The organism is Paracoccus gahaiensis (assembly GCF_005048225.1).
GTDB classification, from domain to species: Bacteria; Pseudomonadota; Alphaproteobacteria; order Rhodobacterales; family Rhodobacteraceae; genus Paracoccus; species Paracoccus gahaiensis.
The window spans coordinates 84,621-102,892 of record NZ_SUNI01000005.1; the positions used below are offsets into that span (position 1 = coordinate 84,621).

Annotated in this window: 22 protein-coding genes; 17 read left to right on the forward strand and 5 right to left on the reverse strand. The window is 66.6% G+C overall.

Annotation, left to right across the window (positions count from 1 at the left end):
- Positions 1-26: 26 nt before the first annotated feature.
- Together FA743_RS08045 and rph are read right to left on the reverse strand one after the other, a co-directional pair.
- A complete protein-coding gene (locus tag FA743_RS08045) occupies positions 27-635 on the reverse strand; it encodes a non-canonical purine NTP pyrophosphatase (RefSeq protein ID WP_136885393.1) in 609 nt (202 codons plus the stop codon).
- Positions 632-1,345 (reverse strand): ribonuclease PH, encoded by a 714-nt coding sequence (gene rph, locus FA743_RS08050; protein ID WP_136885395.1) that lies wholly within the window; start codon positions 1,343-1,345, stop codon positions 632-634. The genes FA743_RS08045 and rph overlap by 4 nt, the downstream gene beginning before the upstream one ends.
- Before the next feature lie 85 nt (positions 1,346-1,430).
- On the opposite strand from rph, the gene hrcA reads away from it, so the two are divergent.
- The 11 genes from hrcA (at position 1,431) to FA743_RS08105 (ending at position 11,132) form a co-directional block, all read left to right on the forward strand.
- Positions 1,431-2,486 (forward strand): heat-inducible transcriptional repressor HrcA, encoded by a 1,056-nt coding sequence (hrcA, locus tag FA743_RS08055; protein ID WP_136885396.1) that lies wholly within the window; start codon positions 1,431-1,433, stop codon positions 2,484-2,486.
- 7 nt (positions 2,487-2,493) lie between these two features.
- Positions 2,494-3,024 (forward strand): nucleotide exchange factor GrpE, encoded by a 531-nt coding sequence (locus tag FA743_RS08060; protein WP_136885398.1) that lies wholly within the window; start codon positions 2,494-2,496, stop codon positions 3,022-3,024.
- A 114-nt stretch (positions 3,025-3,138) separates the two neighbouring features.
- Positions 3,139-3,726: an S-(hydroxymethyl)glutathione synthase gene (gene gfa / locus FA743_RS08065; protein WP_169308811.1), complete on the forward strand. Its 588-nt coding sequence runs from the start codon at positions 3,139-3,141 to the stop codon at positions 3,724-3,726.
- A 100-nt stretch (positions 3,727-3,826) separates the two neighbouring features.
- Positions 3,827-4,957, forward strand: a complete 1,131-nt coding sequence (locus FA743_RS08070) for an S-(hydroxymethyl)glutathione dehydrogenase/class III alcohol dehydrogenase (protein WP_136885402.1) — start codon at positions 3,827-3,829, stop codon at positions 4,955-4,957.
- 78 nt (positions 4,958-5,035) lie between these two features.
- Complete coding sequence (locus FA743_RS08075) at positions 5,036-5,674, forward strand: ATP-dependent Clp protease proteolytic subunit (RefSeq protein ID WP_135314092.1); 639 nt, start codon at positions 5,036-5,038, stop codon at positions 5,672-5,674.
- A complete protein-coding gene (locus tag FA743_RS08080) occupies positions 5,671-6,192 on the forward strand; it encodes a GNAT family N-acetyltransferase (protein ID WP_136885404.1) in 522 nt (173 codons plus the stop codon). Before FA743_RS08075 ends, FA743_RS08080 begins: the two co-directional genes overlap by 4 nt.
- Positions 6,182-7,015: an S-formylglutathione hydrolase gene (fghA, locus tag FA743_RS08085; RefSeq protein ID WP_136885406.1), complete on the forward strand. Its 834-nt coding sequence runs from the start codon at positions 6,182-6,184 to the stop codon at positions 7,013-7,015. Before FA743_RS08080 ends, fghA begins: the two co-directional genes overlap by 11 nt.
- Before the next feature lie 170 nt (positions 7,016-7,185).
- Positions 7,186-8,988, forward strand: a complete 1,803-nt coding sequence (locus FA743_RS08090; protein ID WP_136885408.1) for a methanol/ethanol family PQQ-dependent dehydrogenase — start codon at positions 7,186-7,188, stop codon at positions 8,986-8,988.
- Positions 8,989-9,121: 133 nt separating this feature from the next.
- Positions 9,122-9,784: a c-type cytochrome, methanol metabolism-related gene (locus tag FA743_RS08095; RefSeq protein ID WP_136885410.1), complete on the forward strand. Its 663-nt coding sequence runs from the start codon at positions 9,122-9,124 to the stop codon at positions 9,782-9,784.
- Positions 9,784-10,602 (forward strand): quinoprotein dehydrogenase-associated putative ABC transporter substrate-binding protein, encoded by an 819-nt coding sequence (locus FA743_RS08100; RefSeq protein ID WP_136885411.1) that lies wholly within the window; start codon positions 9,784-9,786, stop codon positions 10,600-10,602. Before FA743_RS08095 ends, FA743_RS08100 begins: the two co-directional genes overlap by 1 nt.
- Positions 10,599-11,132: a PQQ-dependent catabolism-associated CXXCW motif protein gene (locus FA743_RS08105; RefSeq protein ID WP_136885412.1), complete on the forward strand. Its 534-nt coding sequence runs from the start codon at positions 10,599-10,601 to the stop codon at positions 11,130-11,132. Before FA743_RS08100 ends, FA743_RS08105 begins: the two co-directional genes overlap by 4 nt.
- Here FA743_RS08105 and FA743_RS08110 read toward each other — a convergent pair.
- From FA743_RS08110 to FA743_RS08120, 3 genes are read right to left on the reverse strand one after another with little or no spacing between them, the layout of a single operon-like run.
- The gene (locus FA743_RS08110) at positions 11,107-12,039 is read right to left on the reverse strand and encodes an outer membrane protein assembly factor BamB family protein (RefSeq protein ID WP_136885414.1); all 933 of its coding nucleotides are present in this window, start codon (positions 12,037-12,039) and stop codon (positions 11,107-11,109) included. The genes FA743_RS08105 and FA743_RS08110 overlap by 26 nt on opposite strands.
- 4 nt (positions 12,040-12,043) lie before the next feature.
- Positions 12,044-12,601: an SRPBCC family protein gene (locus FA743_RS08115; protein ID WP_136885416.1), complete on the reverse strand. Its 558-nt coding sequence runs from the start codon at positions 12,599-12,601 to the stop codon at positions 12,044-12,046.
- Entirely contained in the window at positions 12,598-13,113 is a 516-nt protein-coding gene (locus tag FA743_RS08120) for a DUF3280 domain-containing protein (protein ID WP_136885419.1), read from the reverse strand. The genes FA743_RS08115 and FA743_RS08120 overlap by 4 nt, the downstream gene beginning before the upstream one ends.
- A gap of 159 nt (positions 13,114-13,272) precedes the next feature.
- Between FA743_RS08120 and FA743_RS08125 the strand changes: the two genes are divergently transcribed.
- The 6 genes from FA743_RS08125 to FA743_RS08150 are packed head-to-tail and all read left to right on the forward strand — an operon-like array spanning position 13,273 to position 18,230.
- Complete coding sequence (locus FA743_RS08125) at positions 13,273-14,460, forward strand: ABC transporter substrate-binding protein (protein ID WP_136885422.1); 1,188 nt, start codon at positions 13,273-13,275, stop codon at positions 14,458-14,460.
- Positions 14,461-14,468: 8 nt separating this feature from the next.
- Positions 14,469-15,440, forward strand: coding sequence for a YVTN family beta-propeller repeat protein (locus FA743_RS08130; protein WP_169308812.1), 972 nt, complete (start codon positions 14,469-14,471; stop codon positions 15,438-15,440).
- Positions 15,441-15,465: 25 nt separating this feature from the next.
- On the forward strand, positions 15,466-16,086 hold the full coding sequence (locus FA743_RS08135; RefSeq protein ID WP_246054888.1) for a cupredoxin domain-containing protein: 621 nt from the start codon (positions 15,466-15,468) through the stop codon (positions 16,084-16,086).
- A 4-nt stretch (positions 16,087-16,090) separates the two neighbouring features.
- Positions 16,091-16,816, forward strand: a complete 726-nt coding sequence (locus tag FA743_RS08140; protein WP_136885425.1) for an ABC transporter ATP-binding protein — start codon at positions 16,091-16,093, stop codon at positions 16,814-16,816.
- On the forward strand, positions 16,813-17,637 hold the full coding sequence (locus FA743_RS08145; protein WP_136885427.1) for an ABC transporter permease: 825 nt from the start codon (positions 16,813-16,815) through the stop codon (positions 17,635-17,637). The genes FA743_RS08140 and FA743_RS08145 overlap by 4 nt, the downstream gene beginning before the upstream one ends.
- Entirely contained in the window at positions 17,634-18,230 is a 597-nt protein-coding gene (locus FA743_RS08150; protein ID WP_136885429.1) for a hypothetical protein, read from the forward strand. Before FA743_RS08145 ends, FA743_RS08150 begins: the two co-directional genes overlap by 4 nt.
- Positions 18,231-18,272: the final 42 nt, after the last annotated feature.

Sequence of the window (18,272 nt, forward strand, 5' to 3'; positions counted from 1 at the left end):
CGTCTCGGGGCCATTGGGCGATCGGCTTACGCAAAGGCCGCCTCGATCATCCGGGCCACGGCGCGGGCGCGGTGGCTGAGGCTGTTCTTCAGCTCGGTCGGCATCTCGCCCAAGGTGACGCCATGGCCCTCGGGCTGGAAGATGGGGTCATAGCCATGCCCCTCGGCGCCGCGCGGAGGCCAGACGACCTGACCGGGCAGCACGCCCTCGAAGACCTCGTCATGCCCGTCAGGCCACATCAGCACCAGCGTGCAGCGGAACTGCGCGAGATAGGGGGCAGGGATGCCGCTGGCCTCCAGTTCGCGCCAGGTGCGGGCCATCGCCATCGGGAAGTCGCGGCCTGCGCCGGTCTCGGCCCAATCGGCGGTATAGACGCCCGGCGCGCCCCCAAGCGCATCGACGCTGATGCCGCTGTCATCGGCCAGCGCGGGCAGGCCCGTCGCCGCCACGGCGGCGCGGGCCTTGATGCGGGCATTGCCGACAAAGCTGTCCTCGGTCTCGACGGGCTCGGACAGGCCCATCTCGGCGGCGCCCACGACCTCGACGCCGTAGGGCGCCAGCAGCGCGCGCATCTCGGCCAGCTTGCCCGCATTATGCGTGGCGACCAGCAGGCGCTTTTCGGCGAATTGCCTCATGCCACGGCGGCCTTCTGGGCGGTGACCAGATCGGCCATGCCCGCTTCTGCCAGATCCAGCAGCCGGCCCATCTCGTCGCGCGAGAAGGTCGCGCCCTCGGCCGACATCTGCACCTCGATCAGACGCCCGGCGCCGGTCAGCACGAAGTTCCCGTCGGTTCCGGCCTCGCTGTCCTCGGCATAGTCCAGATCCAGCAGCGGCTGGCCCGCATAGATGCCGCAGCTGACGGCGGCCACATGGTCCAGGATCGGATCGCCGGAGATCGCCCCGGCCTTCAGCAGCTTGTTCACCGCCAGCCGCAACGCCACCCAGCCCCCGGTGATCGAGGCGCAGCGCGTCCCGCCATCGGCCTGGATCACGTCGCAGTCGATGCTGATCTGCCGCTCGCCAAGCGCGCTGCGGTCGATGCCGGCGCGCAGGCTGCGCCCGATCAGGCGCTGGATTTCCTGGGTGCGGCCCGATTGCTTGCCCTGTGCGGCCTCGCGGCGGTTGCGCGTGTTCGTCGCCCGTGGCAGCATCCCGTATTCGGCGGTGACCCAGCCAAGCCCGGTGCCCTTCAGAAAGCGGGGCGGGTTGTCCTCGATCGTGGCGGTGCACAGGACATGCGTGTCGCCGCATTTGATCAGGCACGAGCCTTCCGCGTGCCGCATCACCCCGGTTTCAATTGAAATCGGACGCATTTGGGCTAGATTCCGGCCTGACGGGCGCATGACTGTTCCTTTTCGTGAAGATACCGCCCCATACCGCCCGGGGGCACCATCACGCAACCCCGTCAGGGGTCACAAGACAGGGGCCATGGGTCAGGAAACGCTGCTGAACGAGCTGAACGACCGGTCCCGCGAAGTCTTTCGCCGGGTTGTCGAATCTTATCTGGACACCGGAGAGCCGGTGGGATCGCGCACCCTGACCCGGGCCCTGTCCGAAAAGATCAGCGCCGCCACGATCCGCAACGTCATGCAGGACCTGGAATTCATGGGTCTTCTGGACAGCCCCCACACCTCGGCGGGGCGTCTGCCCTCGCAGATGGGGCTGCGGCTGTTCGTCGACGGGATGATGGAGATCGACGCCGTCGCCCCCACCGACCGCGCGGCCATCGACCAGACGCTTGGCAATGACGATCCCGAGACCGGGGTCCTGCTGGACCGGGTCAGCACCGCGCTGTCCTCGATCACCAAGGGCGCCTCGCTGGTGCTGATGCCCAAGCACGAGGCCCCGATCCGACATATCGAATTCGTCAGCCTGGGGCCGGACCGGGCGCTGGTGGTGCTGGTCTTTGCCGATGGCCATGTCGAAAACCGCATCTTCACCCCGCCGCCGGGCCAGACGCCGTCCTCCATGCGCGAGGCCGGGAACTTCCTCAACGCCATGGCCGAGGGCAAGACCCTGGCCGAGCTGCGCGGCGGGCTGGCCCATCAGATCAGCACCCGGCGGCGCGAGCTGGACGTTCTGGCCGCCGAGCTGGTCGAATCGGGCATCGCGCTCTGGGGGGCCGAGGCCGCCGATCCACGGCTGATCGTGCGGGGCCGGGCGAACCTTCTGGACAGCGAGGCCGCAGACCTGAACCGCATCCGCATCCTGTTCGACGATCTGGAACGCAAGCGCGACATCGTCGAATTCCTGGAACTGACCGAACGGGGCGAGGGGGTGCGCATCTTCATCGGCTCCGAAAACAAGCTTTTTTCACTTTCGGGTTCCGCTCTGGTGGTTTCACCCTATATGAATGCCGACCGGAAAATTGTCGGCGCGGTGGGTGTCATCGGGCCGACCCGGCTGAATTACGGCCGGATCGTGCCGATTGTCGATTACACCGCGCAGCTGGTCGGACGTGTGCTGTCCGGCCGGAAAGGATGAAGTGACCATGAACGAGCAGAACGAACAGCCGATGGACGAATTTCTCGAAGACCCGCTGGCCGAGCAGGATGACGAGATCGCCCGCCTGACGGCGGAGCGCGACGAATTGCGCGACAAATGGATGCGGGCGCTGGCCGATGCGGAAAACTCGCGCAAGCGGGCCGACAAGGACCGCCGCGACGCCGAGCAATACGGCGGCTCGCGCCTGGCCCGCGACCTGCTGCCGGTCCATGACGCGCTGACCCGCGCGCTGGATTCGGCGACCGAGGAACAGCGCGCCGGCGCCTCGGCCCTGATCGAGGGGGTCGAGCTGACCCTGCGCGAGCTGTCCAACGTCTTCACCAAGCACGGGATCACCATCATCCGCCCCGAACCGGGCGAGCGATTCGATCCCACCCAGCACGAGGCCATGTTCGAGGCCCCCGTGCCCGGCACCGTCGCGGGCAATGTCATCCAGGTGATGGATAACGGCTTCCTGCTGCACGATCGCCTGCTGCGCCCTGCAAAGGTGGGTGTTTCCTCGACCCCGGCCAGCTGACGACCGCATCTGGCGGCCCGGCGATCGTGCCGGGCTGCTACCACCTTCCGCTGACTTGCCGAATGTTCCCAACAGCGCGACCTTTGGTCACGCCCGGTTCAGCCACAGGAGGGGATGATGACGAGCACTCAGGGGGTTCATATCCACCCGGCCATCGATCAAGGAATTCATCAGGCCAGTCCCGGCTTTTCGGGGGGGGTCCTGACCTGTCATTGCGCGTCCGACCCGGTCAAGGTCCGGATCGGCGCCCAGACCGCCCACAACCATGTCTGCGGCTGCACCAAGTGCTGGAAGCCCGAAGGGGCCGATTTCAGCCAGGTCGCCGTGGTCGCCCGCGATGCGGTCGAGGTTCTGGAAAACGGCGACAAGCTGGAAGTCGTCAATGCCGATGCTCCGATCCAGCGCCATCGATGCCGCGGCTGCGGCGTCCACATGTATGGCCGGATCGAGAACAAGGACCATCCGTTCTACGGCCTCGACTTCGTCCATACCGAACTGTCGCCCGAGCCCGGCTGGTCGCCGCCCGAATTCGCGGCCTTCGTCAGCTCGGTCATCGAATCGGGTGTTGAGCCGTCGCAGATGGACGGCATCCGGTCGCGACTGCGCGAGCTGGGGCTGGAGCCCTATGATGCCCTGTCGCCACCCTTGATGGATGCGATCGCGACTCATGTCGCCAAGAAGTCCGGTGCGCTGCCCGCCTGAGGGTCGCGTCGCCGGACGGTGATGCAAGAACCATGCCAAGGGGCCGCGTCGTCGGCCCCTTCGCCCTGAAAAGCCCCTGAGGGAGCGAGAGGAGACCAAGATGAGAACACGTGCCGCCGTAGCCCTCGAGGCCGGCAAGCCGCTGGAAGTGATGGACGTCAACCTGGAAGGCCCCAAGGCCGGAGAGGTCATGATCGAGATCAAGGCGACCGGCATCTGCCATACCGACGAATTCACCCGCTCGGGCGCCGATCCCGAAGGCATCTTCCCCGCGATCCTGGGCCATGAGGGCGCCGGAATCGTGGTCGAGGTCGGCGAGGGCGTCAGATCCCTGAAGGTCGGCGATCACGTGATCCCGCTCTATACCCCCGAATGCCGCGAATGCGCGTCCTGCCTGTCGGGCAAGACGAACCTGTGCACCAAGATCCGCGCGACCCAGGGGCAGGGCCTGATGCCCGATGGAACGACCCGGTTCAGCATGCTGGATGGGACGCCGATCTATCACTACATGGGCTGCTCGACCTTCGCCAACCACACGGTCCTGCCGGAAATCGCGGTGGCCAAGGTCCGAGACGACGCGCCCTTCGACAAGATCTGCTATATCGGCTGCGGCGTGACGACCGGCATCGGCGCGGTCATCAACACTGCCAAGGTCGAGATCGGCGCCAAGGCGGTGGTCTTCGGTTTGGGCGGGATCGGCCTGAACGTCGTGCAGGGCCTGCGACTGGCGGGTGCCGACATGATCATCGGCATCGATCTGAACAATGACCGCAAGGAGATGGCCGAGCGGTTCGGGATGACGCATTTCGTCAACCCGAAAGAGATCGACGGCAATATCGTCCAGCACATCGTCGAGATGACCAAGACGCCCTTCGACCAGATCGGCGGCGCGGATTACAGCTTCGACGCCACGGGCAGCACCAAGGTGATGCGGGACGCGCTGGAATGCACCCATCGGGGCTGGGGCGTGTCGGTCGTCATCGGCGTGGCGGCCGCAGGGGCCGAGATCAGCACCCGGCCGTTCCAGCTGGTCACCGGCCGCGTCTGGAAGGGCACGGCCTTCGGCGGCGCGCGTGGCCGGACCGACGTGCCCAAGATCGTCGACTGGTACATGGATGGCAAGATCGAGATCGACCCGATGATCACCCACACCATGCCGCTCGAGGAAATCAACAAGGGCTTCGACCTGATGCATCACGGCGAATCCATTCGCTCGGTCGTCCTTTACTGATCCTTCATGGCTGCTTAGGTATCTGTACGGCGGGGCCCCGGTCCCGCCGTCGCCATGAGAACAACGAGGAGCAGGCCCATGCGCCATCAATGGCTGGACGATGATGATGACGACGAGCCCGAGGACGATCGCCGTCATCAGGGCGACAAGGACGAGGGTCTGGGCCTTCCCGAAGGCGACAAGATCGGCAAGCTGTACTTCAAGTCGCGCACCGTGATCGTCGCGGGCGGCATCAACGACAAGCTGGCGCAGCGCACCGTGGCGCATCTGCTGGCCTTGGCCGAGGATGGCGACGGGCCGATCAACATGCTGATCTCCTCGCCCGGCGGGCATGTGGAATCGGGCGACATGATCCATGACGTGATCAAGTTCATCCGCCCCACCGTGCGCACCATCGGCTCGGGCTGGGTGGCCAGCGCGGGCGCGCTGATCTTCGTCGCGGCGAAGAAGGAAAACCGCTACTGCCTGCCCAACACGCGCTTCCTGATCCACCAGCCCTCGGGCGGGATCGGCGGCACCTCGTCGGACATGATGATCCAGGCCGAACAGGTGCGTCTGATGCGCGACCGCCTGAACCAGGTCTTTGCCGATGCCACCGGCCAGACCATCGAGCGGATCGAGAAGGACACGCAGCGCGACTTCTGGCTGAACACGCAGGAGGCGCTGGATTACGGCCTCTTGGGTCAGGTGATCCGGACCGTGGACGACCTGAAATGACCGGATCTGGCGGGGCCGTCATCCGCCCCGCCAGCCCCGACGATCACGACGCCATCTGGCAGATCCTCCGACCCGTCTATCGCGCGGGGAAGACCTACTGCATCCCCCGTGACATCACGCGCGACGACGCGCTGGCCGACTGGTTCGCCCAGCCCTTCACGGCCTTCGTGGCCGAGGTTGACGGACGCATCTTGGGCACCAGCCATGTTGGGGCGAACCGGCCCGGCGGCGGCGCGCATGTGGCCAATGCCTCCTTCGCCACCCATCCCGAGGCGCGGGGACGGGGCCTCGCCCGCGCCTTGGCGCAGCACGCCCTGTCCTGGGCCCGGGCGCAGGGCTATCGCGCGATGCAGTTCAATTTCGTCGTCTCGACCAATCTGGATGCCGTCCATTTGTGGCAGACGGTCGGGTTCGGGGTTGTGGGCCGCCTTCCGGGGGCGTTTCTTCATCCGCGACACGGGCCGGTCGATGCGCTGGTCATGTTCCAGACCCTGAAGGGAGACTCCGATGAGCCTTGAAACCCTGTCCGAAACCCGCAGCTTCGGCGGCACCCAGGGTGTCTATCGCCATGCCTCGCAGGCGACCGGCACCGACATGACCTTTGCGGTCTACCTGCCCGAGATGGCCCTGCACGGGCGCGTGCCCGTGCTGTGGTACCTGTCGGGCCTGACCTGCACCCATGACAACGCCATGACCAAGGCCGCCGCCCAGCAATGGTGCGACGAGGCGGGCATCGCCATCGTCTTTCCCGACACCTCGCCGCGCGGCGAGGGCGTCGCCAATGACGAGGCCTATGATCTGGGGCAGGGCGCGGGCTTCTATGTCAACGCCACCCAGGACCCGTGGAAGACGCATTTCCAAATGTGGGATTACATCACCGCCGAGCTGCCCGATTTGGTGGCCGAGAACTTCGCCATCGATGCCGATGCGATGGGGATCACCGGGCATTCGATGGGCGGGCATGGCGCGCTGACCATCGCGATGACCCATCCCGACCGCTACAAGTCGGTCTCGGCCTTCTCGCCCATCGCCAATCCGACGGAATCGGACTGGGGCCGCAAGCAGCTGACCGCCTATCTGGGCGAGGATCGCGACACCTGGCGGGCGCATGACGCCTCGATCCTGATGGCCGAGCGGGGCTATCCCGGCGAGGTGCTGATCGATCAGGGCGCCAATGACCAGTTCCTGGACCTGCTGCGCCCCGAATCGTTGGCCCATGCGATGATGGCCCGCCGCCAGCCGGGGCAGTTCCGGATGCAGCCGGGCTATGACCACAGCTACTTCTTCGTGCAGAGTTTCATGGCCGATCACGTGTTCTGGCATGCGGAACGGCTGATCTGAGGCGATTGCCGAAAATTCCCGGAACCCCTGCCGTTTAACCATAAGACTTTAGGGGCAAATGGCAGGGGCGTCGATTGACGCAAGGGGGTGCGCGACCAACACTCGTCCTATGGATAGTCGCGGATGGAGGAACTCCGTGGCACTGCATCCAGCGAGCGGAGGAGCACTCGATGAAACATCTCTTGAACAGCGCGGCTGTCGCGCTGATTCTGACTGGCGCGTCTGCATATGCGAACGAAAGCGTCCTGACCGAAACCGCCAAGCCCGAGCAATGGGCGATCCAGACCGGCGACTATGCCAACCAGCGCTATTCCGAACTTGACCAGATCACGCGCGAGAACGTGGGCGATCTGCGGGTGGCCTGGACCTTCTCGACCGGCGTTCTGCGCGGGCACGAGGGCGGGCCGCTGGTCATCGGCGACATCATGTATGTCCACACGCCCTTCCCCAACAACATCTTTGCGCTGGACCTGTCGGACAACGGCCGCATCCTGTGGCGGCACACCCCCCAGCAGGACCCCGAGGTCATCGCGGTCATGTGCTGCGACACCGTCTATCGCGGCGTGGCCTATGCCGATGGGCTGATCATCAGCCACCAGGCCGACACCACGCTGGTGGCGTTGGACGCGATGACCGGCGAGGTCAAGTGGTCGGTCCAGACCGGCGATCCGGCCATCGGCGAGACGAACACCGCGACCGTGATGCCCGTGGGCGACAAGGTCCTGGTCGGCGTCTCGGGCGGCGAATACGGCGTGCGCGGTCGCATCACGGCCTACAACCTCTCCGACGGCACCGAGGCATGGAAAGCCTATTCCACCGGTCCCGACGAAGAGATGCTGGTCAATGCCGAGACCACAATGCATCTGGGCGAGCCCATCGGCGCCGACAGCTCGCTGAACAGCTGGGAAGGCGACCAGTGGAAGATCGGCGGCGGCTCGACCTGGGGCTGGTTCAGCTATGACCCAGATCTGAACCTGGTCTATTACGGCACCGGCAACCCCTCGACCTGGAACCCCAGCCAGCGTCCCGGCGACAACCGCTGGTCCATGACGATCATGGCCCGCGACGCCGATACCGGCGAGGCGAAGTGGTTCTACCAGAAGACGCCCCATGACGAATGGGACTATGATGGCGTGAACGAGAACATCCTCGTCGACAAGGAGATCGACGGCGAGATGCGCAAGCTGCTGGTCAACTTCGACCGGAACGGCTTTGCCTACACGATGGATCGCGAATCCGGCGAACTGCTGGTGGCCGAGAAGTTCGACCCGGCCGTGAACTGGGCGACCGAAGTCGACATGGATCCGGAATCGGAAACCTATGGCCGCCCGATGGTCGTGTCGGAATACTCGACCGCGCAGAATGGCGAAGACACCAACACCACCGGCGTCTGCCCGGCGGCGCTTGGCACCAAGGACCAGCAGCCGGCGTCCTATTCGCCCAAGACCGGTCTGTTCTACGTGCCGACCAACCACGTCTGCATGGATTACGAACCCTTCCGCGTCGCCTACACGGCGGGCCAGCCCTATGTGGGCGCGACCCTGTCGATGTATCCCGCCCCCGACAGCCATGGCGGCATGGGCAACTTCATTGCCTGGGACGCCGTCGCCGGCGAGATCAAGTGGTCCCTGCCCGAGCAGTTCTCGGTCTGGTCAGGTGCCCTGGCGACTGCGGGCGACGTGGTCTTCTACGGCACGCTGGAGGGCTTCCTGAAAGCCGTCGATGCCGAGACCGGCGAGGAGCTGTACAGCTTCAAGACGCCCTCGGGCATCATCGGCAACACCATGACCTACGAGCATGACGGCAAGCAGTACATCGCCGTTCTGTCCGGGGTCGGCGGTTGGGCCGGGATCGGTCTGGCGGCAGGTCTGACGAACCCCAATGACGGTCTGGGTGCCGTGGGCGGCTATGCGGCGCTGAGCGACTATACCGAACTGGGCGGTCAGCTGACCGTGTTCGAACTTCCCGACTGAGCCTGGGTCTGACGGAACGTCTCATACTTTCGTTCCGCATACGCAGGCGTGATCTGTCAAGGCGCCGCCCCGGCGATAAGCTGGGGCGGTTCCGTTTTGAGGAGAGCAGACGGAAAATGGGAGGATATCCGACATGAAAGCGATCACCAGCCTGACGGCGCTGGCCCTAGGCGCATCCCTGGCGGGTATGGCTATGGCACAGACCGCACCGGCCCCCGATGCACAGGCCGGCGCCGGAGCGGCAACTGCCGTGTCCGGCGCAACCGAGACCCCGGCGACCGAGAGCGACACTGCCACCACCGACGAGGCCGCGCCCGAGGAAGCGGGCGCCGAGGTCGAGACCGCCGAGGGCAGCGTGCTGCCCAACGGCCAGGACATGACCCCGGTCGAGGAGATGGATGGCCGCTGGCGCAACGAGGAAGGCATCCCGACCTTCAAGGTCGAGGAGGGCGTGGTCGATTTCGCCACTTTCAACGGCTTTCGCCGCTATCACGCCGAATGCCATGTCTGCCACGGCCCCGATGGCGAGGGCTCGACCTATGCCCCCGCGCTGAAGAACTCGGTGCTGCGGATGGATTACTACGACTTCATGCAGGTCGTGGCCTCGGGCAAGCAGGGGTCGAACTCGGTGATGCCGGCCTTTGGCACCAACAAGAACGTCTGGTGCTATATCGACGACATCTATGTCTACCTGCTGGCGCATGGCACCGAGACGATCGGGCGCGGTCGTCCGGCCGAGCGCGGCGACAAATCGGACGAGTATACCGCGCAGGAAGATTCCTGCATGTCCAGCTGATGATGCGCCCGCGCATCCTGACAGCGATGGCCCTGGCGGTCGGCATGGCGATGCCGGCCGCAGCGCAGGTGGCCGATCTGCGGTCGACGACCCAGTTCCGGGTCTGCGCGGACCCGGCAAATGCGCCGATGTCCACGCGCGACGGGACGGGGTTCGAAAACCGGCTGGCCGATCTGTTCGGCCAGCAGCTGGGTCTTCCGGTCACCTATGACTGGTTTCCCTCGGGGATGGGCTTCATCCAGCGCACCTTGCGGATGGGCACCTGCGATGTGGTGATCGGCTATGCCCAGGGCGACGAGCTGGTCCAGAACACCAACCATTACTACACCTCGGTCTATGGGATCGTGACGCGCAAGGACGGCCCGCTGGCGCAGGTGGACCGGCTGACCGATGCCGCGCTGAAGGATCACGACATCGGCGTGGTCGCTGGCACGCCGCCCGCCACGCATCTGGCCCGCGCGGGGCTGGCGCCCAACATGCGCGGCGCCGATCTGTTCGTCGACCGCAGGGTCGAGGATCCGATGGGCGACATGCTGGAGGCGGTGCGTGCCGGCGATCTGGGGGCGGCCGTGCTGTGGGGTCCCCTGGCAGGGCCGCAGGTCAAGGACGATCCCGACCTGCAATTCGTGCCGCTGCTGCACGAGGAGGCCGCGCCGCGCCTGTTCTTCCGCATAACCATGGGCGTCCGGATGGAGGAGCAGGAATGGAAGCGCGAGCTGAACAGCCTGATCCGCCGCAACCAGGACGACATCAACGCCATCCTGGCCGAGGCGGGCGTGCCCCTGGTCGACGATTACGGCCGGGAGCTGCTGCCGTGATCCGCGCCGTGGCGCTGGCCCTGCTTCTGGCGGGGCCAGTCTGGGCCGAAACGGTCGCCGAACCCTCGGATTATCGCGGAGAGCCCTATCGCGCCCCGGTCCCGGTCACGCTGGCCGGGGCCGAGGTCATCGGCGCGGACCGGGCCCTTGCGCTGCATGACGAGGGCCGGGCGGCCTTCCTTGATGTGATGCCCCGCAAGGCCCGCCCCGAGGGGCTGCCCGAGGGGACGATCTGGAACGAGCCCCCTCACCAGACGATCCCCGGCGCGGTCTGGCTGTGGGATACCGGATATCAGGCGTTGGCCCCCGCCGAAGACGCGCGGCTGCGCGAAGGGCTGACCCGGGCGCAGGAGGGCGATGCCGACCGGCCGCTGGTCATTTTCTGTCGCACCGATTGCTGGATGAGCTGGAATGCCGCCAGGCGGGCCGTCGAATGGGGTTTCGATCCGGTGATCTGGTTCCCGGGCGGCTCTGATGCCTGGGAACAGGCGGGCCGGTCGCTGGTCAGGGCTGAACCGGTCGCCCCGTGAAACTGCCGAAGGCGCGGGGGCCCGAGGGCATCTCGATCGTCTGCGTGATCTGCAGAGTCGTCGCGTCCAGCACGACCAGCGTGTCCGAGTCCCAATTTGCCACCGCCACGCCGCTGCCATCGGGCAGGGCCGCGATTCCCTCGGGGTAATCGCCCACCGTCACCTCGTCCAGCACGGCCAGGGTCGTGGCGTCGAAGACGGTCACCGTGCCGTCATACTGGTTCGTCACGAAGCCGCGCCCGGCGGCGAAGGCCAGCGCATAGGGATGGCTGCCGGTCGCAAGGCTGCCCGTCAGCCGCCCGGTCCCCGGGTCGATCACCGAGACGCTGTCGCCCTGCACATCGGCCGTGAACAGGCGCCCGTCATGGAAGGTGATGCCGAAGGGATGCGCTCCCGCCGTGGCGACCTGATGCAGGCGCGTGCCGTTGGCCGCGTCGAAGATGCTGACCGCGTCGGCATCGCGATCCGCCGTGGCGACCAGCGCGCCATCCTCACTGACGGCGACACCTGCGGGCGCGGCCCCCGTCTCGGCGCTCCAGACCGGCTGCAGGTCCGCGTCCAGGCGCGTGACCCGGGCGCCGTACCAATCGGTGACCACCACCCCGTCGCCGGCCACCGCCAGCCCGAAGGCCCCGGCGCCCAGATCGGCCTGCGTCACGGGCCGGGCCTCTTCGTCCAGCACATGCAGGCGCCCGGTCTCGGCGGCGATGACATAGGCCCGCCTCTGCGCCGGAGCATAGGCCACCGGGGCGGGGGCATCGGGAATGTCGGCCTGTCCGAGGATCGTGCCATCGGCCAGATCGACGACCGACAGCGCATTGCCGTTCTGCGATGTCACGAAGGCAAGATCCCCGGACATGGCCGGGGATCCCAAGGCGGCGATCAGCGCCGCCGTCCAGAGGCGCATGGCGTTACTCGACCGTGCCGAAGCGTTCGGCCAGCGCCTCCAGCCCGGCGGTATAGATGCCGTTCACGCCCGCCATCGCGGCGTCGTCGTTCAACTCGGCCGGGGGGTCGTTGTTCGGGAACCCGCGATAGAAGCCGCCGCGCCACAGGACCTCGGCCTTGCCGTCCACATCCGTGACCGACAGGGTCGAGGAATAGTTCGTCACCGGCAGCACCGCCGTGTCGACCTCGGTGATCATGTAGCGATAGCTCATCTTCTCGGTGTCGATGCCCATCAGCTCTTCGGTCATCGTGGGCGCGCCCTCGGCGGCCAGGGTCAGCACCCGGGTCGATTCGTCGGGAACGTCGGCAGGCGATCCCTCGGGCAGCATCGCGGTCTCGGCCACGGCGGGATGCCAGCTCATGTCGTCGAAGCGGCCGATCACCTCCCAGACCTCGGCGGGGGTGGCGTCTAGCACGACCGTCTGTTCGGTCTTCAGCCGCGAGGGGCCATGAGCAGTCGCAGCACCCGTCAGGGCCAGGATCGCGCCAAGTGCGCCGGCCAGAATCGTCGTCGTCCTCATTTCTTTCGTTCCTCCCGAAAGATTACGTTTCTTAGCAGATAGCTGTAGCCACGCCGGAAGGCGTCGTCGGTATTGCCCCGGATCTCCACCGACCCGGCCTTCAGCGTCTGGCCGGTCTCGGCGTCGCGCAGGTGCAGGTTGATGGACTGGATCAGGTTCGACACCTTCTGCACCTCGCCTGCGATGACATAGTCGGACCCCATCTCGCGTGCGATCCGCGCATCTGCCCCGTTGGAATGGACCGGATTGCGGATCGAGGCCACGGCTTCGGCAGGTGGCTCGGTCAGGGTGAAGCCGCGCTCTGTCAGATCCGCGGCCACGAAATCCTCGGTCATCTCTAGTCGCGTGGTCTCGTCCGCGCGGATCCCGTTGATCGCCCCTTCGGTCGAGCTGTCGATGTAATGCAGCCCGAACCAGGTGGCCGTCCCGGGCGCGGGCACATTCTGCGCCAAAGCGGGCAGGGGGGCCAGCAGAGCCAGCGCAAAGGCAAGAGGGGGGCCGATCTGTGTCATCCTCCGACCATGCGCGCCTGTCCGGCGGGCGTCTATCAGACGAAAGGCGGAAGGCCCCCCGACCTTGGGATGAGGGAAAACTTCCCGTGTTCGACAGGAACATTAACCGTCTTGCCGCAACGGGAATCACCCCGCACCATGTCGGCAGGGAGAGACAAAATGCTCAAAGGAATCGTTGGACTTCTGGCGGGTGCCGCGGCACTGGCCCAGCCCGCTGCGGCCCAGGGAACCGATCCGGTGCTGATCCGCGCCGCCGTGTTGCGGGTGGACGATCCGGGCCTGCCGCCGATCTCGCGGCTGGATCTGCCGCCCGAGGATCTGGGCTTTGCCGGCGCCCGGCTGGCAATCGAGGACAATGACACGACCGGCCAGTTCATGGGTCAGGATTTCGAGGCCGTCGAGGTGACAGCCAGCCCCGACACCGCCGAGGCCGAAATGGCCAGGCTGCTGGACGAGGGGTTCGAGTTCATCGTCGTGATGGCCGACGACGCCATCACGCTGGCGCTGGCCGATCAGGTGGGCGACCAGGCGATGGTCTTCAACGCCCTGGCGCGCGGCGACAACCTGCGCGGCGCCGATTGCCGCTTCAACACCATCCATGTCGCGCCAAGCCGCGCGATGCTGGCCGACGGCCTGGCGCAATTCCTGATGTGGAAGAACTGGCCCGACTGGTTCCTGATCCACGGCAGCCATCCGCAGGATCAGGCCATGGCCGAGGCCTATCGCACGGCAGCTGCCAAGTTCGGCGCCCGCATCGTCGAGGAACGTCTTTACGAGGATACCGGCGGCGCCCGGCGCACCGACAGCGGCCATGTGCAGGTGCAGGCGCAGATCCCGGTCTTCACCCAACGGGCCGAGGATCATGACATCGTCATCACCGCCGACGAGGCCGATGTCTTCGCAGCCTACCTGCCCTATCTGACCTGGGATGCGCGCCCCGTCGCGGGCTCTGCCGGGCTTGTCCCGCGCAGCTGGCATCCGGCGATGGAGGCCTGGGGCGGGACCCAGTTCCAGTCCCGCTTCGAACGTCTGGCCGAACGCCCGGTGCGCGAGGAGGATTATCAGGCCTGGCTGTCCCTGCGCATCCTGGGCGAGGCCGCGACCCGCGCGCAATCGGGCGATCCCGAGGTCCTCAAGGAGTTCATCCTCGGCGACGATTTCGACGTGGCGGGCTTCAAGGGTCAGGCGCTGACGGTCCGGGACTGGGACCATCAGGTCCGCCAGCCGATCCTTCTGACCACGGGCGTTCTGACCACCTCGGTCAGCCCGCAGGAACAATACCTGCACCAGACCAGCCAATTGGACACGCTTGGCGTGGACCGTCCCGAAACCCAATGCCAATTCTGAGAGGCGACATGAAACATCTGCTTTCTGCCACCACCGGACTTGCCCTGCTGATGGCCGCAGGCCCCGCCATGGCCAACCGCGTCTTCGTCAGCAACGAGCGCAGCAATGACATCACCGTCCTGGACGGCGAGACGATGGAGGTGATCGGCACCTATCCCGCCGGCAACCGCCCCCGCGGCATCACCATCAGCCCGGACGGGACGGAACTGTATGTCTGCGCCTCCGACGACAACCTGGTGCGCGTCTTCGACCCCGAGACGATGGAGGAACTGCACACGCTGCCCTCTGGTCCCGACCCCGAGCTGTTCGTGCTGCACCCCTCGGGCAACCCGCTGTTCATCGCCAACGAGGATGACAACATCGTCACCGTGGTGGATGTCGAAACCCGCGAAGTGCTGGCCGAGGTGCCGGTGGGCGTCGAACCCGAGGGGATGGGCGTCAGCCCGGACGGCAGCGTCGTCATCAACACGTCGGAAACGACGAACATGGCGCATTTCATCGACACCGAGACCTACGAGATCACCTCCAACGTGCTGGTCGACAGCCGCCCCCGATTCGCGCAGTTCACCGCGGACGGGTCCAAGCTGTATGTCACATCCGAGATCGGCGGCACGGTCAGCGTGATCGACCCGGCGACGCAGGAAATCACCAAGAAGATCAGCTTCGAGATCCCCGGCGTGCTGCCCGAGGCGATCCAGCCGGTGGGCGCGCGCGTCACCTCGGATGGCAAGAAGCTGTATGTCGCGCTTGGCCCCGCCAACCGCGTGGCCGTGGTGGATGCCGAAACCGACGAGGTGCTCGACTATCTGCTGGTCGGCCAGCGCGTCTGGCAGCTGGCCTTCAACCCCGACGAGACGCGGCTCTACACCACCAACGGCAACTCGAACGACGTGTCGATCATCGATGTCGAGACGGACGAGGTGCTGCGCTCGGTCCAGGTGGGCCAACAGCCCTGGGGCGTCGTCGTCGCCCCCAACTGATCCCAACACCGGAGGAGAACACCCAATGAATACCATCACCAAATTGATGTCCGGGGCCGCGCTGGCACTTGTCATGGCCGCCCCCGTCCTTGCCCAGGACGCCGAGGCACCCGCAGCCGACGCGATGGCCGGCGAAGAGGCCGAGGCCGGCACCCAAGCGGGCATGGCCACCGATCAGGCCGCCGAAGGCATGGATGACGACGACGACGATGATGATGATGATGACGAGGAGGAGACGGAAGAGAGCGAGGGCGTCTACGAGGCGGGTGCCATGCACGAATACGGTTTCTCGGGCCTTCTGGCGCGCGAGAACCGCAGCGACCTGGCCCCGCTGACGCTGGCCTCGGGTCAGCCGGTCTCGGGTGGCGAATACACGATCAAGTCGGGCGGCTACTATCGCATCAACATCGTGGCCGACGGCAGCCAGGAACTGGCCCTGTCGGGCGGCGATTTCTTCCGCGCCATCTGGATCAACGAGATCGTCATCGGGGATACCGAGGTCCGTCCCATGGGCATCCACAGCCTGGAATTCGACGCCGAGGGCACGGCGGTGCTCAGCTTCGTGGCGGTCCTGCCGGGGCGGTACACGCTGTCGGTGCCGGGATCGTCGGGGGACACGATGCAGGCGGTCTTCAACATCCAGTGACCCCGTGACCGCCGCCGCGCTGCAGATCGACCATGTCAGCCACAGCTTCGGCGCCACGCAGGCGCTGACGGATGTGTCCCTGACCGTGCCGCGCGGCGGCTTCACCGCGCTTCTGGGGGTCAACGGGGCGGGCAAGACGACGCTCTTTTCGCTGATCACCCGGCTCTACAACAACCGCTCGGGCACCATCCGGGTCGGTGGGCATGACCTGCGGCGCGAGCCCTCGCGGGCGCTGGCCCGGCTTGGGGTCGTCTTCCAGAGCCGCGCGATGGATGCCGACCTGACGGTGCGCCAGAACCTGATCTATCACGCCAGCCTGCACGGCATCCCGGGGCGGCTGGCGCGGCCCCGGATCGACGAGGTGCTGGACCAGGTCGATCTGGCCGACAAGGCCGATGCCCGCGTCTCGGCCCTGTCGGGCGGGCAGTCGCGCCGGGCCGAGATCGCCCGCGCCCTGATCCACCGCCCCGACCTTCTGCTGCTGGACGAGGCGACCGTGGGGCTGGACGTGAAATCGCGGGCCGAGGTGCTGGCCCTGACCCGCCGCCTGATCGCGCGCGACGGGGTCTCGGCCCTGTGGGCCACCCATATCATGGACGAGATCGCGCCCGACGACGATCTGGTGATCCTGCACCGGGGCGAGGTGCTGCGCGCGGGCACCGCCGCCGCCATCGCCGGGTCGCAGGGCCTGACGCAGGCCTTCCTGGACCTGACCGGAGTGGCGCCATGACCCATCCCACCGGATCGGCCCGCGGCTGGCTGACCGCCTTTATGGGCATCTCACGCCGCGAGACGCTGCGCTTCATCAACCAGCGCGGCCGCTTCCTGGCGGCGCTGGTGCGCCCGCTGGTCTGGCTGTTCATCTTTGCCGCCGGTTTCCGCGCCGTGCTGGGCCTGTCGATCACGCCCCCCTATCAGACCTATGTCCTCTACGAGGTCTATGTGACCCCCGGCCTGGTCGCGATGATCCAGCTGTTCAACGGGATGCAATCCTCGCTGTCGATGGTCTATGACCGCGAGACGGGCGCGATGCGCACGCTGCTGGTCAGCCCCTTCCCGCGCTGGTTCCTGCTGGGGTCAAAGCTGATCGCCGGGGTGATCGTGTCGATCATCCAGGTCTTCACCTTTCTGGCGATCGCGTGGTTCTGGGGCATCCGGCCGCCGGTCTGGGGCTATGTCGCGGTGATCCCCGCGCTGATCGTCTCGGGGCTGATGCTGGGCGCGATGGGGCTGTTCCTGTCCTCGGCCATCCGCCAGCTGGAGAATTTCGCGGGGGTGATGAACTTCGTCATCTTCCCGATGTTCTTCGCCTCCTCGGCGCTCTATCCGCTGTGGCGGATGCGCGAAAGCTCGCCGCTGCTGCATGACATCTGCGCCTTCAACCCCTTCACCCATGCGGTCGAGCTGATCCGCTTTGCGCTCTATCTTCAGGTCAACTGGACCTCGCTGGCGGTGGTCATGGGATGTTTGGCGGGGTTCTTCGGGGCGGCCGCCTTCATGTATGATCCCCAGAAGGGCCTTTGGGCCCGCAGGAAAGGAGGCCCTGCATGATTCGTCCGACCCTGGCCGTGATGGCCCTGCTGGCAGCCGGCCCCGCCTTTGGCGCGGCGGGCACCGACCCCGACTGGCCTTGCATCCAGCGCAAGCAGCCCAACCTGTCCATGGGGCAGGTCTGGACCGGCCCGATCCCCGACGAGGCCGCCATTGAGCTGGCCCGCGACCCGCAGATCGTCCGGCTGGCCGACCGGCTGGAGCAGCGCCGCCTGCCGATCGAGGAGGCCGAGGCAACCATCGCCGATTTTGCCGCAGATGCCGAGGACGGCCAGCTGGTGGCCCTGATGCAGGCGATCTTCGACCGGATCGAGCGCGACCGCAGCGCGCTGATCGCGGGCATCGCCCGCTATGGCCAGTCGCAGCTGAGCCTGTCGCAGCGCATCGAGGAGCGCCGCGCCGAGATGGCCGCACTGGAGGCGGCCGAGAGCCCCGACTTCGACGCCATCGACGCCGCCGAGGAGGCCTTGGACTGGGATCAGCGCATCTTCACCGAGCGCCAGCAATCGCTGACCTATGTCTGCGAGACGCCGGTCATCCTGGAACAGCGCGTCTTCGCCCTGGGCCGCGCCATCGTCAGCCATCTGGACTGACGGGGCCGGGCAAGGGTCCTGACGGAAGCGCGGGCCCTTCTC